Origin of the sequence: Archangium violaceum, assembly GCF_016887565.1 — a bacterium.
Classification (GTDB): domain Bacteria; phylum Myxococcota; class Myxococcia; order Myxococcales; family Myxococcaceae; genus Archangium; species Archangium violaceum_B.
The window spans coordinates 10,181,213-10,196,917 of sequence record NZ_CP069396.1; the positions used below are offsets into that span (position 1 = coordinate 10,181,213).

Below are 15,705 nucleotides of genomic sequence, written 5' to 3' on the forward strand. Positions count from 1 at the left end.
CGTCCGCCTCTACTTCCTGCGCTTCTGGCCGGGCGCCGGACCCCGTCTCTTCTTCACTTCCTTCTTCGCTTCACTGGAAGGTGGGGGCGCTCCCCCGAACCGGCTACCCAGCCGCAGTCCCCCAGCCCCGAGGAGGAGGCAATGGCTCCCCCTGTCGTGTATACTGCCACGGGTCTTCACCACGGTCAGCACCGGGACGAGCAGGCCGTTCTCCTGGGCGTAACGGCACATGAGGATGTTGTCGGCGAGTGGAGACAGCCCGTGCTCGCTGAGGGTGTCGGCGAGGAAGAGAGAGCGCGCTTCCAGGGTGAAGAGGCTCGTCACTCCCAGGCCACGCAGGCGGATGACCAGTCCGTAGAACAACCACCGCAGCTCCTCGGAAACCCTGCCCTGGAGCTCGATGTCGCTGACGCTGTCGAGCACCAACCGGGAGGGAGCCAGGCTGGAGACCCGCTCCTCCACGGCGTTGAGGAAGCGCGCCGCGTGCAGCTGCTCGCGCGGCAGGTAGAGGATCTCCACCGTCCCGGCCTCGAGCGCCTCCCGCAGCGGCAGCCCCATCTCCTCGGCCCCCTGGAGGAGCTGGGTGGGGCCTTCCTCCAGGGTGATGTAGAGGGCGCGCTCGCTGGTGCGCGCCGCCTCGAGCGCGAACTGCAGGCCGAGGGTGCTCTTGCCTGTCCCAGGGCTACCCGAGACCAAGGTCACGCTGCCGTCGAGCAGCCCGCCGCCCACCAGCGCATCGAGTTGCGGCACGCCAGAGGAGAGCCGCCCCCGGCGAGGCGCGAGCGGGATGCGCGGCTCTCGGGCCAACGACTCGTCGAGCCGCGGGAAGATGCGGACGCCCCCATGCGCGATGCTCATCGCGTGCCGGCCCCTGGCATGTGCGGTGTTGCGCAGCTTGTTCACCTCGATATAGCGGCGGCGCTCGAGGCCCTCCTGCTCCCACGAGAGGAGGACGAGCCCGTCCATCACCGTCTCCTCCACACCGAAGCGGGTGTACTGCGCCGTACCGGCGGGGACGTCGTTGGTGAAGAGGCCCACCGCCTCCTGGTTCTGCACGATGTTGGCCAGCCAGAACGCCTTGTCGCGCACGAGGCGCTTGTCGTCGATCTTGTGGAGGAAGACCGACATCGAGTCGAGCACCACGCGCCGGGCCCCGAAGGACTCGACGTGACGCTGCATCTCCAGGATGTGCCGATCCACCAGGATGTCCGGCTGGGGGATGAAGACGATCCGCACCAGCCCTCGTTCGATCTCCCGCTCCAGCTCCCAGCCCAGCCCCCGGGCGGTGGAGCACAGGCGCTCCTCGGTCTCCTCGAAGGAGAAGAAGATGCCCTTCTCGCCATGGTCCCGGGCACCCCGGTAGATGAACTCCAGCCCCAGCACCGTCTTGCCGGAGCCCGACACGCCCGAGACGATGATGCTCGAGCCGGGGGGGATGCCCTCGCCGAGGAGCTCATCGAACCTGGAGACGCCGGTCCGCAAGCGGCTGGCCTCCACCGGGCTCTGTCCGGTGCGGCGCTTGCGCCGCAGGGTGAGGCTCGGCGCGTAGACCTCGATGCCGGCTTGGGTGATGATGAACGGGTGCTTGTCGCGGCTGTGCCCGGTGCCGCGCATCTTGATGATCTGCAGCAACCGCTGCTGCTCCCCGGACAGCGAGCTCTGCGTGACGGTGATGATGCCGTCGATGGCGGAGAAGGCCGGGTGCTCGAAGTGGTCGGTGCTGTACTCCCCGAGCAGGAAGGTGGTGCACTCCCAGGCCATCAGCCGGACGATGAGCTCGTAGGTGAACTTGCGCAGCTCCTCGGCCGACTGGGAGAGGTCATCGAAGACCTTGTAGCTGTCGATGACCACCATCGAGGGCTTGAACTGCTTGAGCTGCTCCATCAGCAGGTTGGCCGTCAGCTCGAGCCCCTTGGTCCGGAGCATCAGTCCGAGGTCGATGAAGCGGATGCGTTCCTCGAGCAGCTTCGGATCGAAGAAGGAGAAGGGCCGCAGGTAGAGCAGCGTCTTGGCGGTCGGCTCGGAGAGGGTGTTGAAGTAGAGGACCCGGCCACCCTGGGTGGCGTGGTGGAAGCACACCTGCTGGGTGAGGATGGTCTTGCCCGAGCCCGGAGGGCCGGCGATGACCGCCGTCATTCCCTTGGGCAGGCCTCCTTGGAGGATGGCATCCAGGTTGGGAATGCCCGTCTCCAGCCGGTCGATCGGTGGCTTCTCACCTGGACCGCTCATGCCTTTCCACCCTTCTCTTCCGCTGGCTGGACCCGCACCTTGTGCAACTCCGCATGGAGGCCCGGCGTGAGGATCTCTCCGGTAAGAGCCCCGAGCACCCGCAGCAGTTCGACGACCAGGAACGCGAGGGACTCATCGAGCAACGCCAGCTCGAGGCCCGCGACGGCCGGGCCCAGTGGCCCGAGGTGCACGCCGCTCGTCTCGACCTTGAGCGCCGCGAGGTGCGGGAACTTCTCGGTCCCATGGTGGAGCACCCGGTCCACGATGGCCATGAGGGTGATCTCCCCCAGACTCAGGTGGGTCCGGCGCCAGAGCGCATCCAAGGCGCGGTCGTAGAGGTCGATCAGCTCTTGCGGCGACAGGGTCCCCGCCCAGCCCTCGCGCCAGGCCCTCACCGTCTCGCTGTGGATGTTCCGCTCGGACATCTCTGGGTTTCCACGGGCCGCAGTGGGGACTCGAAGCCGCTTGATGAGCCCTAAATCAGGAGTGACCGGGGAAGTCCACTCCCGAGAAGCGTGCCTGTCGGGTAGAGGCAATGCCCGAGCGAGAGCGAGCTCTCCTTCTCAGCTGAAGGCGTCGTAACCGGTGATGGCCTTGCCGAGCACCAGCGTATGCACCTCGTGGGTGCCCTCGTAGGTGAAGACGCTCTCCAGGTTGAGCATGTGACGGATGGGCGGGTAGGCATCGGTGACGCCGTTGGCGCCGTAGATGCTCCGGGCCACGCGGGCGATCTCCAGCGCGGCCTTCACGTTGTTGCGCTTGGCGAGGCTCACCATGACGGGCGTGGCCTTGCCCTCGTCCTTGAGGCGCGCCAGACGCAGCGAGAGCAGCTGCGCCTTGACGATCTCCTGCAGCATGTCCGCCAGCTTCTCCTGGGTGAGCTGGTAGCCGGCGATCGGCTTGTCGAACTGGCCGCGGGAGAGCGAGTACTCGCGAGCGCCTTCGAAGCAGGCGATGGCGGCGCCGGTGACGGCGAAGGCGATCGTCATGCGCGCGTTGTTGAGACAGGACAAGGGCCCGCGCAGGCCCGTGACGCCGGGCAGCACGTTGCCGTCCGGCACGCGGACGTCCTGGAAGGACAGCTCGCTGGTGGTGGAGGCGCGCAGGGAGAACTTCCCGGGAATCTCGCGAGCGGTGAAGCCGGGCATGCCCTTCTCCACGAGGAAGCCGCGGATGGACTCGGGACCACCGTCATCGGTCTTGGCCCAGACGACGGCCACGTTGGCGATGGTGCCGTTGGTGATCCAGGCCTTGGAGCCGTTGAGCACCCAGGAGTCGCCGTCCCGGCGGGCGCGAGTGCGCATGCCGCCGGGGTTGGAGCCGAAGTCGGCCTCGGTGAGCCCGAAACAGCCGATGATTTCGCCCCGGGCCATGCCGGGCAGGAAGCGCTGCTTCTGCTCCTCGCTGCCGTAGGCGTGGATGGGGAACATGCAGAGCGAGCCCTGCACGGAGGCGAAGGAGCGCAGCCCCGAGTCCCCGCGCTCCAGTTCCTGGAGACAGAGGCCGTAGCTGACGGTGTTCATTCCGGCACAGCCGTAGCCCTGGAGGTTGGCGCCGAGCACGCCCAGCTCGGCGATGCGGGGCACGAGGTGGGCGGGGAAGGTGCCCTCGCGGAAGTGCGTGCCGATGATGGGGAGCACCTCGGTGTCGACGAAGCGGGCGACGGTGTCGCGAGCGGCCTTCTCCTCGGGAGAGAGCAGGTCGTCGATGCGGAAGAGGTCGGTGATGTCCGCGCGGGGCATGGGGGAGTCCTCCGGGGGGTGAACGGATGGTGGCTTGTATCACCATCAGAGGGGTTTGAAGGTGCCCTCCCTCCATTTCTCCAGTGTCCACTCCGCGGAAAACCCCACCAGACCTTCAGCGTGTTTGGCGAGTTCGATCAGCACACGTTCCCCTTCGTCCGGCGCGAACTCCAAGACCGCCGCGGCAGCCCAGCAACGAGTGCCTGGGTCTGGATCGTCGAGCAACTTCAATAACTGACGCTGCGCATCCATGCCTCTTGCCCGCAGCTCCCGATGAATCGCAACGAGAAGATCGAACATGCGGTTTCCCTCCTTCGGCTTGCCCGCATAGATGGCACGCCACCTCTCGGCGGAAAGGGACCTGGTATTCTCAATCAACTCTCCCGTTGGAAGCTTCTTGAGGTCCGTCTTCTTCATGGGATGAGTCCAAACCGCCGCAGGATCCTCAATCCAAAAGCGCGTTGTTTCTCATATCATCGGGCGAGCCACACGAACGAGGGCCGGGTATTCTCCGGGGTCATGAAGACTTCCAAGAAGATGGCGGTGGTGACGGGCGCGAGCCGCGGTATCGGGCGCGCCCTGGTGCAGGCCTTCGCGAAGGAGGGCTACGAGGTGTGGGCCCTGGCGCGGGCCGCGGACGCGCTGGAGTCCCTCCAGCGCGAGACGGGCGACGCGGTGCGCCCGCTGGCGGTGGACGTGGCGGACGAGGCGGCGGTGCTCGCGGCGAGCAAGCGCATCCTGGAAGCGGGAACGCCCCGGGTGCTGGTGAACAACGCGGGCATCACCGTGTCGGCGCCGTTGAACAAGACGACGACGCAGGACTTCCAGAAGGTGATGGCGGTGAACGTGACCGCGCCCTTCCTCTTCAGCCGCGAGCTGATTCCGGCCATGGCGGCGGCGGGCGGCGGGCGGATCATCAACATCGGCAGCATCGCGGCCACCCGAGGGGTGAAGTACACCTCGGCCTACTGTGCCTCGAAGCACGCGCTGCTGGGGCTGACGAAGTCGCTCGCGGTGGAGTGGGCACGCAAGAACGTGACGGTGAACATCGTCAACCCCGGCTGGGTGGAGACGGACATGTTCTCCAACGCGAAGGCGGCCATCTCCAAGACGACGGGCCGCTCGGAGCAGGAGGCGCACGCCGCGCTGGCGAACATGAACGCGATGGGCCGGGTCATCCAGCCGGAGGAGGTGGCCGCGCTGTGCGTCTTCCTGGCCTCGGACGCGGCGGCCACCATCACCGGCGCGGCCTACAACATCGACGGTGGCGAAGCGGGCTGAAGCAGGGGCCGCATCGGGCGGACATCAGCTTCCCACGGAGTAGATCGCCTTGATTTCATAGTCATGGCGATCGTGGTTCTCGTCGCGGCTATGTGCCGACACACTCCAACGGTCCCCCACCTTCCCGTACGAGGCGGGGATCATCGGCGTGAGCGGAAGATCCTCGCCGAGTCGTTGCCGGACGATCCTCTGGAACTGGTCGTGGCCCGTGAGCGGTCCCTCGAAGAAATGGACCACACCGCTCTCGACGACCTTGTCCTGGAGCCAGGAGGTCACGTGGATCTCGGCCATCGCCCCCCACTCCATCTTCCTGACGGGGTGGACCGGAGTGCGAGCGGCTCGAGCGTAGAAGGCTCGCGCTTCCTGGATGCTCTCGAAGAGAGACCTGTTTCCACTTCCCAGCCGCTCCCACGCCTCTTCCTCGAAGAGGTCCGTGGCCTTTTGTAGAACGGAGATCAGCTGAGGCAGCCGACTCGAGAGAGAGCCAGAGCCATTCCTGGTTTTTCGTTTGGTCATGGAAGATTCCTCAGCGCGGCCAGCGCCACGCGGGCTTCGAGAGACGGTCAGCGAGAAAATCGGCCAGCACCTCGACCTTGGCCGGGCGCACCCGAGCCTCGGGCGTGACGAAGTAGAGGCCGCCCTTCGTCAGCGTCCAATCCGTCAGGATCGCCTCCATCCTTCCATCGCGGAGGTATTCGCTCGCGATGAACTCGGGCAGTTCCGCGATGGCGAGGCCCGCCAGGACGGTCGGCACCAAGGCATCCGCGTTGGTGACGCGAAGCCGTCCGCTGGGCGTGATGACCGCCTCGTCGCCAGCGGCATTGGCGAGCCTCCAGACGTCGCTCCGCGCACGATAGGCATATCCAAGGCAGTCACCCCCGTTCAGGTCGCGAGGGTGCTTCGGCCGGCCATGCCGCTCCAGGTAGCTCGGTGCCGCGACGATGAAGCGTGAGACCTGACAGAGGCGTCGCGCGACCAGCGATGGATCCAGGGACACCGCGATCCGCAGCGCCGCGTCGAAGCCCTGCCCCACCACATCCACGGTCGCATCCGAAAGATGAAGGTCGATCGACACTTCCGGATAGGCACGGAAGAACTCCGGCAACAGAGGTGTCACCCAGCGCAAGCCGAAGGACATCGGCACCGCCAGGCGGATGAGGCCGCGAGGCCGGGCGGACAGCTCCCGCGCCGCGCCCTCCACCTCCTCGGCGTCACGATAGATGCGGCTCGCGCTCTCAGCGATCGTCCGCCCGAACGCCGTCAGCGCCAGCTTGCGCGAGGTGCGGTTGAAGAGCCGCGCTCCGAGCCGCTCCTCCAGCCGGCTGACGCCACGCGAGACCGTCGCCACGGACAGACCCATGGCTCGCGCGGCCGCCGCGAACGACCGCTCCTCCACCACCTCGAACAGGAATGGTTCTTCCGCTACCTGCTCAAGGACGAGAGCGCCATCGATGCGCGTGATCGCGCCGTCTATGCCGCCGCCTATGCCAGCCGCGATGCGATCCGCGCGGGCAACGCCTGGTACCAGGCCTTTCCGCAGGACATCGTCGATGACGGGACCTACGCCAGGCTGACGATGCCGGTGCTCGGCCTTGGCGGCCCGGGCTACGGGTGGTTGAAGGCCACCCTGTCGGGCAAGGCCTCGGATCTGCGCGTGATCAAGGTCGAGGGCAGCGGACACTTCATCGCCGAGGAGAAGCCGGAGGCCACCCTCGGCTACCTCGCCGACTTCCTGAAATAGCCACCGCGCTCCACCGCCCTCCACGCTCAGGACCGGAGCAGATCATGAACGACACCAAGAACCATCCGAGCCAGCCCTCCCGCCGCCAGCTCCTGGGGATGATGGCGGGGGCGTCGGCCCTCGCCGCGGTGGGTGGCGAGACGCTCGCCGCGGCGGCGACGCGCCCCCTGCCCTCCGCCACCCCGAAGGTGACACCCTTTCGCGTCTCGATTCCCCAAGCGGCGCTCAACGACCTCGAGCGCCGGCTGGCGGCGACACGGTGGCCCGAGCGCGAGACGGTGAACGACTGGTCACAGGGTGTCCCGCTCGCCAAGGCGCAGGCGCTGATCGCCTACTGGCGTGACCAATACGACTGGCGGAAGTTCGAGACGCGGCTGAATGCCTTCCCCCAGTTCCGGACCCAGCTCGACGGACTCGGCATCCACTTCCTGCACGTCAAATCCTCCCATCCCGACGCGCTGCCGCTCCTCCTCACCCATGGCTGGCCCGGTTCGATCGTCGAGTTCCTGAAGGTCATCGGCCCGCTCACCGAGCCCACCCGCTACGGAGGAAAGGCCGAGGATGCCTTCCACGTGGTGATTCCCTCGCTCCCTGGATTTGGCTTCTCCGACAAGCCCGCGGAGACGGGCTGGGATGTCACGCGCATCGCCAGGGCCTGGGGCGTGCTGATGCAGCGGCTGGGTTACACGAAGTGGGTGGCCCAGGGCGGCGATTGGGGCTCCGGTGTCACCCATGCGCTCGGGCATCTCCGCCCGGACGGACTGGTCGCCGCGCACGTCAACTGGCCGCTCGTGTTTCCAGAGAAGCTGCCGGACCAGCCGACGCCCGAGGAGAAGGCCGCGATCGACGCCGCCGGGCGTTTCGCGAACGAACAGTACGGCTACTTCAAGGAGCAGGCCACGCGCCCACAGACGATTGGCTATGCGCTGGCGGACTCCCCGTCAGGCCAGGCGCTGTGGATCTACGAGAAGTTCCAGGCCTGGACCGACAACCAGGGCAACCCCGAGGACGCCCTGACGATGGACGAGATGCTCGACAACATCACGCTGTACTGGCTGACCGACACGGCGGCCTCCTCGGCGCGTATCTACTGGCAGAACTCGCAGGGCAAACCCTCCGGCTTCTCGGCGGGGCGCATCGAGCTGCCCATGGCGGCGACGATCTTCCCGCGTGAGCTCTACCGCGCGCCCAGGAGCTGGGCCGAGGCGATGTGGCCCCACCTGCTCTACTGGGGCGAGGTGGACAAGGGCGGGCATTTCGCCGCCTTCGAGCAGCCAGCGTTGTTCGCGGACGAGCTGCGCAAGGCGTTCCGCGCCATCCGGCGGGGCTGACGCCGCCGCCCCAAAACCTTCACCCATGAACTGACGAGGAGAATCGCAATGGCTACGAACGAACAGGTGATCCGCGCGCTCTACCAGGCCGCGGAAGTCCAGGACGTCAAGAAGTTCGTGTCGTTATTCGCGGACAGCGGCTATTTCTACGATGTGTCAGCGGGCCGCAAATATCATGGCAACGAGATTGGCCGCACGGTCGAGATTTATGCGACGGCATTCCCTGACATGCACCGGGAACTCCACGACTTCCATGTGAGCGGTGATGTCGTCGTCGTGGAGCTGTCATTGAACGGCACGCATCGGGGACCGTTGGAGCTGCCTGCTGGCACAATCCCCGCGACGGGCAGGGAGATACACGCGCCATGCTGTGACGTATTCAAATTGAAAGACGGCAAGGTCCAGTCGTTCCACTGCTATACGGCCGCGACAATCCTGTTGGGTCAGCTCGGGGTTCTCACGAATCTCGAAGCCGCTTTGACGCACCCGCCCGTGAAGTGAGCCTGCCCCGGTTTTGTGGACACACCTCATAAGTCGGCTGCACGGGAGGTAGTGTTCATGGAGCGAAGAAAGAGGCGGAGTTTCACCCCGGAGTTCAGGGCCGAGGGGGTCCGAAAAAAAAGCGGCGGCCTTCTTCGCGAAGGAGACCTCGAAGTGAAGTTCGAGTTCATTGACGCGGAGAGGGCCTGTTTCCCCATCGACTTCATGTGCCAGCAGTTGGGCGTATCTCGCTCGGGCTACTACGCCTGGAAGCAGCGCCCGGCGTCCGAGCGGGACAAGTCGGACCGGGCCCTGGCCGAAGAGGAACAGGGTTTGGCTGCTCGCAAGAAGCGCCGCTGGAAGCGCAGCGCCAGCTGACTCGCGCTCTGGCGCTGCAAGAACAGCCGAAGGAGCACGCCGGGCTGGCGGAGCCGCTCACGGGGATGGGATTGCTCCAGCTGGCGCGCGGCAGGCCCGCGGCGGCCGTGCCGTTGCTCGAGCGTGCGTCAAGGCTTGCGCCAGAGCAGGCGGGCACGGAGGTCCGGTTCGTGCTGGCACAGGCCCTCTGGGAGTCGAAGCGGGAGCGCCCTCGTGCCCTCGAGCTGGCCACCCGCGTGCATGAGGAATGGTGCCGCCGTGGCCACACGTCCAGGGCGGCCGAGGTGTCTCAGTGGCTGGAAGCGCGGCGGTGACTACTGAATCCGCTGCGGTCCAGAGCACGCCTTGACGCGATCCTTCGCGGTCGTGCCACTGTCCTTGGTGTACGAGTAGGGAACCGTGAACACGCTGCCGCCGACGTCCCGGGTGCTGGACGCCGAGGTGCCGGTGTAGACGTTCCCGCTGTCGATGGCGATCGCGCCCGGCGCTTGGAGCCAGTGCGGCCTGCTCGCGTTCTCGAAGTAGTTGCTCTCGACGCGCGCTTGCGCATTCTCCGCGGCGGTGATGCAGAAGTAGGTCGTGTTGAGCCAGTAGTTGTTGTAGAGGTGGGCCTGCATCAGGGCGCCGCCGAGCTTCGGGTTTCTTCCCGAGCTGGTGTCGTACCAGTTGTGGTGCCAGGTCATCCTGGCGTTGTTGGCGAAGTTCACGAAGCTGTGCTGACCGCCACACTGGTACGGAGTCCGCCCATCGATGTAGCTCCACGAGAGCGTGATGTAGTCGGGATGAATGCTGGTCTCGGCGGCCGTGGTGCCAACGTCGATGTAGCCATCGCTGATGAGCGCGAACGAGCAGTGATCGATCCACACGTGTTTCGACGAGGTGAGCGTGAATCCGTCACCCGCCTCGATGAGGCCCGGGTTCACGTCGCGGATGTCGAGATTGCGGAAGATCAAATTCTCCTGACTCCCGAGGTTGAACGACACTCCGTAGAGGGTGACGCCGTCGCCCATGCCAATCACCGTCTTGTTCGATTTGACGTTGAGGGTGGTCTCGTTGCGCGTACGGGTGGACGTCACCTCGTCCGAATTGCAGGTGCTCGCGACCCGGAACTCCTTGATGGATCTGCCCTGGGAGTCACAGGAGGCCTTCTTCTCGCATCCCGACACGGTGCGCGCCGCGGTCCTGAAGTCCAGATCATTCATGATGTGGAGCACACGGGCCTGGCCATCCTCCAGGTACTGCTTGAGCTGGCTCGTCGTCGTGACCTGGATCGGAGTGGCACTTCCTCCACCCGTGGTGCCACCGCCTTCGGCGGCGAAGCCGTTGGGTTTGTCGGAGAGGGAGAGGGTGCAGGGATCGCCACCCCCACTCGTGCCGCTGGCCACCAGCTTGAACTTCTGGTTCGTCGATCCCCCCCAACCCCACTGCTGTAGCCCCGTCCCGTTGCTCGTCCCCCCGCCGATGACGTCAATCACCAGGCCGCTGTGACGAGCTGTCAGCTTCACCGTACCGCCGCCAGTGTCCTCGACCAGGAACTGCTGGTAGGCCCCGCCCGAGCAAGACCACTGCTTGATCAAGGCGCCGCTGCTCGTCGATGCATCCGTGACGTCGAGGCACAGTCCACTGGAGACATTCTTGAGGCTGTAGTAGCCGCCCGACTGCGCGATGAACTGGAACTGCTGGGCAGCGCCCCCGCTGCAGGTGGAGATCACCGCCTCGGTACCAGCGCCCGTATTACCGCCCCTGGGTTGTACGCACTTGTCGCTTCCCACTCCGACGATGTTGTACGTCTTGCTGGTATCGACGGAGAGCGCCTCGACGGAGCCTCCGATGACCTCGTCCAACCCGCCATCAGAGGTGGCCACTCCGCAGCTCGGCGTGATGGCACCCACGAGGGACAGCAGAAACAAACGAGAAGCGGCTCCACGCATTCAGGCACCCCTTTCAATACAGCAGCTGAATTGGTTGACCCGCGGACCATAATGCGCAAAACAAACAAATCAAGACTAAGCAGGTGCCTGCATCCTGGAGAAGGCAGCCAGGAAGCGGCGCAATTCCTCTCGTTTTCTGGGAAAGGCTCGAGTCAGCGAGCCAGGATCACCAGGGTCAGTGCGGCCAGCGCGGGCACCGCCAGGAAGAAGAGCCTCGCCTGGAACCCCACTGGCTCGCTGGCGAACAGGCCCCAACAAGCGCTCCACGCGGGAGCTACGACCCGAACACCTCGTTGACCAGCGCGGTGCCGCCCGGCCGCCCGCGCAGCGCATCCGGGTTCTTCGTCTGCAGGTAGATGCTGATGGCCGGATCCCTCAGGATGATGGAGGCCCACTTCGCGTTGTCGAAGTTGCCGTTCATGTCCTTCCAGCTCAGGTTGGGGAAGGTGCTGGAGTTGTCCCCCATCAGCTCGAGCATCCGCTGACCCACCTGCTGCGGCGACTGGCCCGGGTACAGCTTCTCGAACGCCTTCTGCAGGGGGGACGGGTCCTTCGCCATGGCGTCGTAGACCTGGTTGCCGCCAATGCCCACCTGCCAGTTGCCCGAGCGCGGGGTGTAGGGCGCGAAGCCGTCCGGGGTGGCCGTCTCGTAGTTGGTCCGGTCCCCCTGGCGGTTGTCACCCAGGTTGCTCGCGCTGATGGGCGTCTGGGGCGAGCCGTCCGCCTGCTTGTAGCCGAGGTTGCCCACGTGCGTGAGCGCCTCGGTGACGGAGAACTCGAGCACCTTCTTGATGTCCTCGCGGCTGACACCGGCCGCCTCCAGCTTGGGCACCACGTCGTTCTTCACGTAGTTGAGCCAGTAGCGGTCCATGTTGGGATCGCCCGGCCTGGGCGCGTTCCGGACCGCGGCCTGGAGGGCGGCCTCGTAGCTGCCCGCGGGTGCCGGCGAGCCCGTGGAGGGCGTCACGCCTCCGGGGCCACTGTTGCCGGAGACCTTGTCCAGGGCCTCGGTGAGCGCGTTCCGCGTCCGGGGCCCGTAGTGCTCGCCCCCATCCCCCACGATGCCGTAGTCGGCCTGCAGCCGCGCCACCGCCGCGCGCGTCTTGTCGCCGTAGTGGCCACCGCCTCCGGACAGCACCGAGGCGTCCATGTAGCCAGCCTTCACCAGCGCCTGCTGCAGCTTCACCACGTCGGCGCTGTAGGTGGTGCCCCCGTCGTAGGCCAGCTGCGCGGAGGGCGCGCTCACCCCACTCGCCGTGCTGTTCGTGCCCGTGTTGCTCGTGCCCGTACCGCTGGTGGTGCCGCTGCCCGGCACCGCGCCTCCGCTCGGGGGCGCGCGCAGGATGAGCACCTGGTTGTTGCCCCTCATGAACCAGGGGTTCTTCTCCACGGAGATGTTCTGGGTGGCCAGGACCTCGCCCGAGGCGCTGACCACGTTGTTGCTACCAATGGACTGCAGGTGGCCGTTGACGTTGCTCTCGACCAGCTCGGTGTGCTGGCCGCCGTTGATGATGATGACGTCGCCAGGACGCGCGTCCTTCGGGTCCACCGCCGTCCAGCCGGCCGCCTGCAGGTCCTTGCTCAGCTGGACGACGTTGGCGTCCGCGGGCTTGCCGTTGAACAGGCCCGCCTGCTTCAGGGCCGCGCACACCGCGTTGGCGCAGTTGTTGTCCGGGTCGTTGCGATGGAAGCCATTGAGCGGCGTGTCCATGGTGCGCTGGCCCAGGTACTGCTTCATGTAGTCCACCGCCGCCTGGCCCCTGGCCGCGGACGTGTCCGCCAATTCCGGGTGCTGGATGCGGAACTCGTCGCTGGCCATGATTCGCGAGCGGCAGTTGCGCGCGAAGTCGCCATCCACTTGCAGGCCCGAGCCCTTCAACCACGACTGCTGCTCGGACACGCTCAGCTCGCGGCCGAGCAGTTCCTTGAAGCTCTCGTTGATGGTGTTCAACGCCGCCTTCTCGGGGCTCCCGTCGATCATGCCGTCGACGAACTCCTGGATGGCCTCCTGCGAGGTGGCACCGGACGCATTCGCCTGGGCGAGAATCTCCTCCGGGTTGCCGCACGCGCGGCCGAGCTTCGCCTGGAACTGGGATTCGATGTACTGCTTCGCCTGCGCGTCCGGCGTGCTGGCCGTCTCCAGGTTGGCGCGCATCACGCCGCCGTAGCCCACGCGGAAGGAGGGCTGATCGGACGACGCCAGCGTCGGGTTGGAGCCGCCACCTCCCGTGGCGAGCGTGTTGCGCCGCGCGGGCTCCTGGAAGGCGTCGGCATTGCGCGACGCCTCGGTCGCCTTCCGCGCCGCCTCCGCTGCCTTCCGTGCCGCCTCTTCAGCGCCGCTGGTATCGCTCTTGCCGCTGACGTTGTTGCTCGACCCGCTTCCGACGCTGGAGACCCCCATGATGACGCTCCTTGCAGCTCACCCGTGGCCAGGAGGCGAGCGCTCTCGCCCGGGCCGCGCGATGTTGAGTTCAAGGAAATCATCGTCCATTTGATACAAAATGTTTCCTCCTCCCCGACGATTGGTGCGCCAAGGTCCAGAGGAAGAAGAGGGCTGAGGGGGATTGACATCGGCCCGCCTCGCGGCCCCGTCCCATTCGGGCACGTTGGTTTCCCGCTGTCCCAGCCGGACCCGTGAGCTGTTCAGTATCCGTAGAGCATCTACGACTCCAGTGCGGTTGCCCTGCCGGTCTGGTACGCAGCGTGGACAGTCTGGGAGAGCCATTGCCACTGGCGGTTCGAGGGAGCAGGAGTTGGGATCAGTCCCCGTTGCTGACCCATGGCTTCGCCGTCCTGGTCACGACCGTGGCCCTGCTGATTCAGCTCCTTCTCTATCCCTACGTCAGGACCACGCCGTTCATCATCTTCTTCGGCGCGGTGATGCTCTCGGGGTGGAAGGGAGGATGGGGGCCCGGCCTGACGAGCACCGGCCTCTCCGCCCTGCTGGGCAGCTACTTCTTCCTGCCTCCGGGGCACTCGCTGGCCCTGCGCCACCGAGAGGTGCTGTCGGTCATCCTCTTCATCACCGTCGCCACCCTCATCACCCGGCTGAACGTGCGCGCGCGAGCCGCTCGGGCTGAGGCCGAGGCGCAGCGCGCACGGCTCCACACCCTCTTCATGAGGGCCCCCGCCATCATCGCCATCCACCGGGGACCCGAGCACGTCTTCGAGCTCAGCAACCCCCTCCATGCGGAGCTGCTCGGCCATCGGGAGATATTGGGCAAGCCGGTGAGACAGGTGCAGCCCGAGCTGGAGGGCCTGGGATTGTTCGAGCAGCTGGACCGCGTGTACCGGACGGGTCAGCCCTATTCCGGCCAGGAAGTCTCCGCCCCGGTGGGAGACCCCAGGCATCCGCGCACGGGCTACTTCAATTTCGTCTACCAGCCCATGCCCGGGCCGGACGGAAAGCCGGACGGGGTGATGGTCTTCAGCTCCGAGGTGACCGAGCAGGTGCTGGCGCGGCGAGGGCTCGAGGCCGCCGAGCGGCGCCTGACCACCATCACCCAGAACGCCAGACTGGGACTCCTGCTGATGGACGCCCGCCAGCACTGCGTCTTCATGAACCCCGCGGCCGAGAAGATCACCGGCTTCACCCTGGAGGAGGTGCAGGGCAAGCCCCTGCATGAGCTCATCCACCACACCCGGCCCGATGGAACGCCCTACCCCATATCGGAGTGCCCCATCGACCGGGCCCTGCTGACCCGGGCCCAGGATCAGGGAGAAGACGTGTTCGTCCGCAAGGACGGAAGCTTCTACCCGGTCGCCTTCACGGCGAGTCCCATCCTCGAGCGGGGCAAGGCGGTGGGCACCGTCATCGAGCTGAGGGACACCACGGAGGACAAGCGACAGCAGGCCGAGCGCGAACGGCTCCTGGCGGAGCTTCAGGAGGCCGTGCGCCTGAGGGACGAGTTCCTCTCCGTCGCCAGCCACGAGCTGAACACGCCGCTCACCCCGCTGAGCCTCAGGCTCCAGTCGCTCGCGCGGGCCATCGAGGCCGACCCGGACTCCCCCATGGCCGAACGTCTCCGCAAGGAGGTGGAGGTGATGCGCCGGCAGGTGAAGCGCCTGTCGGACCTGGTGAACGAGCTCCTGGACGTGTCGCGGATCAGCACCGGACGTATGAAGTTGCAGCTCGAGGAGGTGGACCTCTCGGAGGTGGCACGCGAGGTCGCGGCCCGCTTCAACCCCGAAGCGGAGCGCGCCGGGAGCGGGCTCGAGCTCCACGTGGAGGGGCCCGTCGTCGGCCGGTGGGATCGGCTCCGGCTGGAGCAGGTCCTGACGAACCTGCTGTCCAACGCCATCAAGTACGGGGCCGGCAAGCCCATCCACGTCCTCGTCGAGCACGGGGACGACCGTGCCCGGCTCCAGGTCCGGGATGAAGGCATTGGCATCCAACCCGAGGCGCTGGGGCGCATCTTCAATCGCTTCGAGCGCGCCGTGTCGGAGAGGCACTACGGAGGGCTCGGCCTGGGCCTGTATGTGACACGGCAGATCATCGATGCGATGGGCGGGACGGTGCGGGCCGAGAGCACGCCGGGCCAGGGAGCCACCTTCACCGTGGATCTGCCACGCCAGCGCGCGTCCAGCTGACC

14 protein-coding genes and 1 pseudogene are annotated in these 15,705 nt (G+C 66.5%); 7 read left to right on the forward strand and 8 right to left on the reverse strand.

Features of this window, described 5'->3' with window-relative positions; all coding sequences use genetic code 11:
• Positions 1 to 9: 9 nt before the first annotated feature.
• The 4 genes from JRI60_RS40565 to JRI60_RS40580 form a co-directional block, all read right to left on the reverse strand.
• Positions 10 to 2,229: an ATPase domain-containing protein gene (locus JRI60_RS40565; RefSeq protein ID WP_204221369.1), complete on the reverse strand. Its 2,220-nt coding sequence runs from the start codon at positions 2,227 to 2,229 to the stop codon at positions 10 to 12.
• Positions 2,226 to 2,654 carry a hypothetical protein gene (locus tag JRI60_RS40570; RefSeq protein ID WP_204221370.1) on the reverse strand — a complete coding sequence of 143 codons (429 nt, stop codon included), beginning with the start codon at positions 2,652 to 2,654 and terminating at the stop codon, positions 2,226 to 2,228. Before JRI60_RS40570 ends, JRI60_RS40565 begins: the two co-directional genes overlap by 4 nt.
• 138 nt (positions 2,655 to 2,792) lie before the next feature.
• Positions 2,793 to 3,971 (reverse strand): acyl-CoA dehydrogenase family protein, encoded by a 1,179-nt coding sequence (locus JRI60_RS40575; RefSeq protein WP_204221371.1) that lies wholly within the window; start codon positions 3,969 to 3,971, stop codon positions 2,793 to 2,795.
• Between the two features lie 45 nt (positions 3,972 to 4,016).
• Positions 4,017 to 4,388: a DUF2019 domain-containing protein gene (locus JRI60_RS40580; RefSeq protein WP_204221372.1), complete on the reverse strand. Its 372-nt coding sequence runs from the start codon at positions 4,386 to 4,388 to the stop codon at positions 4,017 to 4,019.
• Between the two features lie 102 nt (positions 4,389 to 4,490).
• On the opposite strand from JRI60_RS40580, the gene JRI60_RS40585 reads away from it, so the two are divergent.
• Positions 4,491 to 5,252 (forward strand): SDR family NAD(P)-dependent oxidoreductase, encoded by a 762-nt coding sequence (locus JRI60_RS40585; protein ID WP_204221373.1) that lies wholly within the window; start codon positions 4,491 to 4,493, stop codon positions 5,250 to 5,252.
• Positions 5,253 to 5,276: 24 nt separating this feature from the next.
• Here JRI60_RS40585 and JRI60_RS40590 read toward each other — a convergent pair whose 3' ends face one another.
• Positions 5,277 to 5,543, reverse strand: a complete 267-nt coding sequence (locus tag JRI60_RS40590; RefSeq protein WP_204221374.1) for a hypothetical protein — start codon at positions 5,541 to 5,543, stop codon at positions 5,277 to 5,279.
• A gap of 235 nt (positions 5,544 to 5,778) precedes the next feature.
• A complete protein-coding gene (locus tag JRI60_RS40595) occupies positions 5,779 to 6,648 on the reverse strand; it encodes a LysR family transcriptional regulator (RefSeq protein WP_239470015.1) in 870 nt (289 codons plus the stop codon).
• A 186-nt stretch (positions 6,649 to 6,834) separates the two neighbouring features.
• Here JRI60_RS40595 and JRI60_RS40600 point away from each other — a divergent pair, with 186 nt between their 5' ends.
• From JRI60_RS40600 to JRI60_RS54985, 5 genes and pseudogenes are all read left to right on the forward strand, one after another.
• A complete protein-coding gene (locus tag JRI60_RS40600) occupies positions 6,835 to 6,993 on the forward strand; it encodes an alpha/beta fold hydrolase (RefSeq protein ID WP_204221375.1) in 159 nt (52 codons plus the stop codon).
• Positions 6,994 to 7,037: 44 nt separating this feature from the next.
• Positions 7,038 to 8,324: an epoxide hydrolase family protein gene (locus JRI60_RS40605; protein ID WP_204221376.1), complete on the forward strand. Its 1,287-nt coding sequence runs from the start codon at positions 7,038 to 7,040 to the stop codon at positions 8,322 to 8,324.
• 48 nt (positions 8,325 to 8,372) lie between these two features.
• The gene (locus JRI60_RS40610; protein WP_204221377.1) at positions 8,373 to 8,825 is read left to right on the forward strand and encodes a nuclear transport factor 2 family protein; all 453 of its coding nucleotides are present in this window, start codon (positions 8,373 to 8,375) and stop codon (positions 8,823 to 8,825) included.
• A gap of 57 nt (positions 8,826 to 8,882) precedes the next feature.
• Positions 8,883 to 9,128, forward strand: a pseudogene (locus tag JRI60_RS53820) (IS3 family transposase); the annotation flags it as partial.
• A 119-nt stretch (positions 9,129 to 9,247) separates the two neighbouring features.
• Complete coding sequence (locus JRI60_RS54985) at positions 9,248 to 9,496, forward strand: hypothetical protein (protein ID WP_343213358.1); 249 nt, start codon at positions 9,248 to 9,250, stop codon at positions 9,494 to 9,496.
• Here the strand turns inward: JRI60_RS54985 and JRI60_RS40620 are convergent, their stop codons facing one another.
• Positions 9,497 to 11,092, reverse strand: a complete 1,596-nt coding sequence (locus JRI60_RS40620) for an RICIN domain-containing protein (protein WP_204221379.1) — start codon at positions 11,090 to 11,092, stop codon at positions 9,497 to 9,499.
• Positions 11,093 to 11,387: 295 nt separating this feature from the next.
• Positions 11,388 to 13,514, reverse strand: coding sequence for a peptidoglycan-binding domain-containing protein (locus JRI60_RS40625; RefSeq protein ID WP_204221380.1), 2,127 nt, complete (start codon positions 13,512 to 13,514; stop codon positions 11,388 to 11,390).
• Between the two features lie 368 nt (positions 13,515 to 13,882).
• Here JRI60_RS40625 and JRI60_RS40630 point away from each other — a divergent pair, with 368 nt between their 5' ends.
• Positions 13,883 to 15,703, forward strand: a complete 1,821-nt coding sequence (locus JRI60_RS40630; protein ID WP_204221381.1) for an ATP-binding protein — start codon at positions 13,883 to 13,885, stop codon at positions 15,701 to 15,703.
• Positions 15,704 to 15,705 lie beyond the last annotated feature (2 nt).

What these genes read in the sequence shown, in the direction of transcription:
- JRI60_RS40565 (WP_204221369.1), bottom strand. Translation starts at nt 2,229, where the DNA reads ATGAGCGGTCCAGGTGAGAAGCCACCGATCGACCGGCTGGAGACGGGC.
- JRI60_RS40570 (WP_204221370.1), bottom strand. Translation starts at nt 2,654, where the DNA reads ATGTCCGAGCGGAACATCCACAGCGAGACGGTGAGGGCCTGGCGCGAG.
- JRI60_RS40575 (WP_204221371.1), bottom strand. Translation starts at nt 3,971, where the DNA reads ATGCCCCGCGCGGACATCACCGACCTCTTCCGCATCGACGACCTGCTC.
- JRI60_RS40580 (WP_204221372.1), bottom strand. Translation starts at nt 4,388, where the DNA reads ATGAAGAAGACGGACCTCAAGAAGCTTCCAACGGGAGAGTTGATTGAG.
- JRI60_RS40585 (WP_204221373.1), top strand. Translation starts at nt 4,491, where the DNA reads ATGAAGACTTCCAAGAAGATGGCGGTGGTGACGGGCGCGAGCCGCGGT.
- JRI60_RS40590 (WP_204221374.1), bottom strand. Translation starts at nt 5,543, where the DNA reads ATGGCCGAGATCCACGTGACCTCCTGGCTCCAGGACAAGGTCGTCGAG.
- JRI60_RS40605 (WP_204221376.1), top strand. Translation starts at nt 7,038, where the DNA reads ATGAACGACACCAAGAACCATCCGAGCCAGCCCTCCCGCCGCCAGCTC.
- JRI60_RS40610 (WP_204221377.1), top strand. Translation starts at nt 8,373, where the DNA reads ATGGCTACGAACGAACAGGTGATCCGCGCGCTCTACCAGGCCGCGGAA.
- JRI60_RS54985 (WP_343213358.1), top strand. Translation starts at nt 9,248, where the DNA reads ATGGGATTGCTCCAGCTGGCGCGCGGCAGGCCCGCGGCGGCCGTGCCG.
- JRI60_RS40625 (WP_204221380.1), bottom strand. Translation starts at nt 13,514, where the DNA reads ATGGGGGTCTCCAGCGTCGGAAGCGGGTCGAGCAACAACGTCAGCGGC.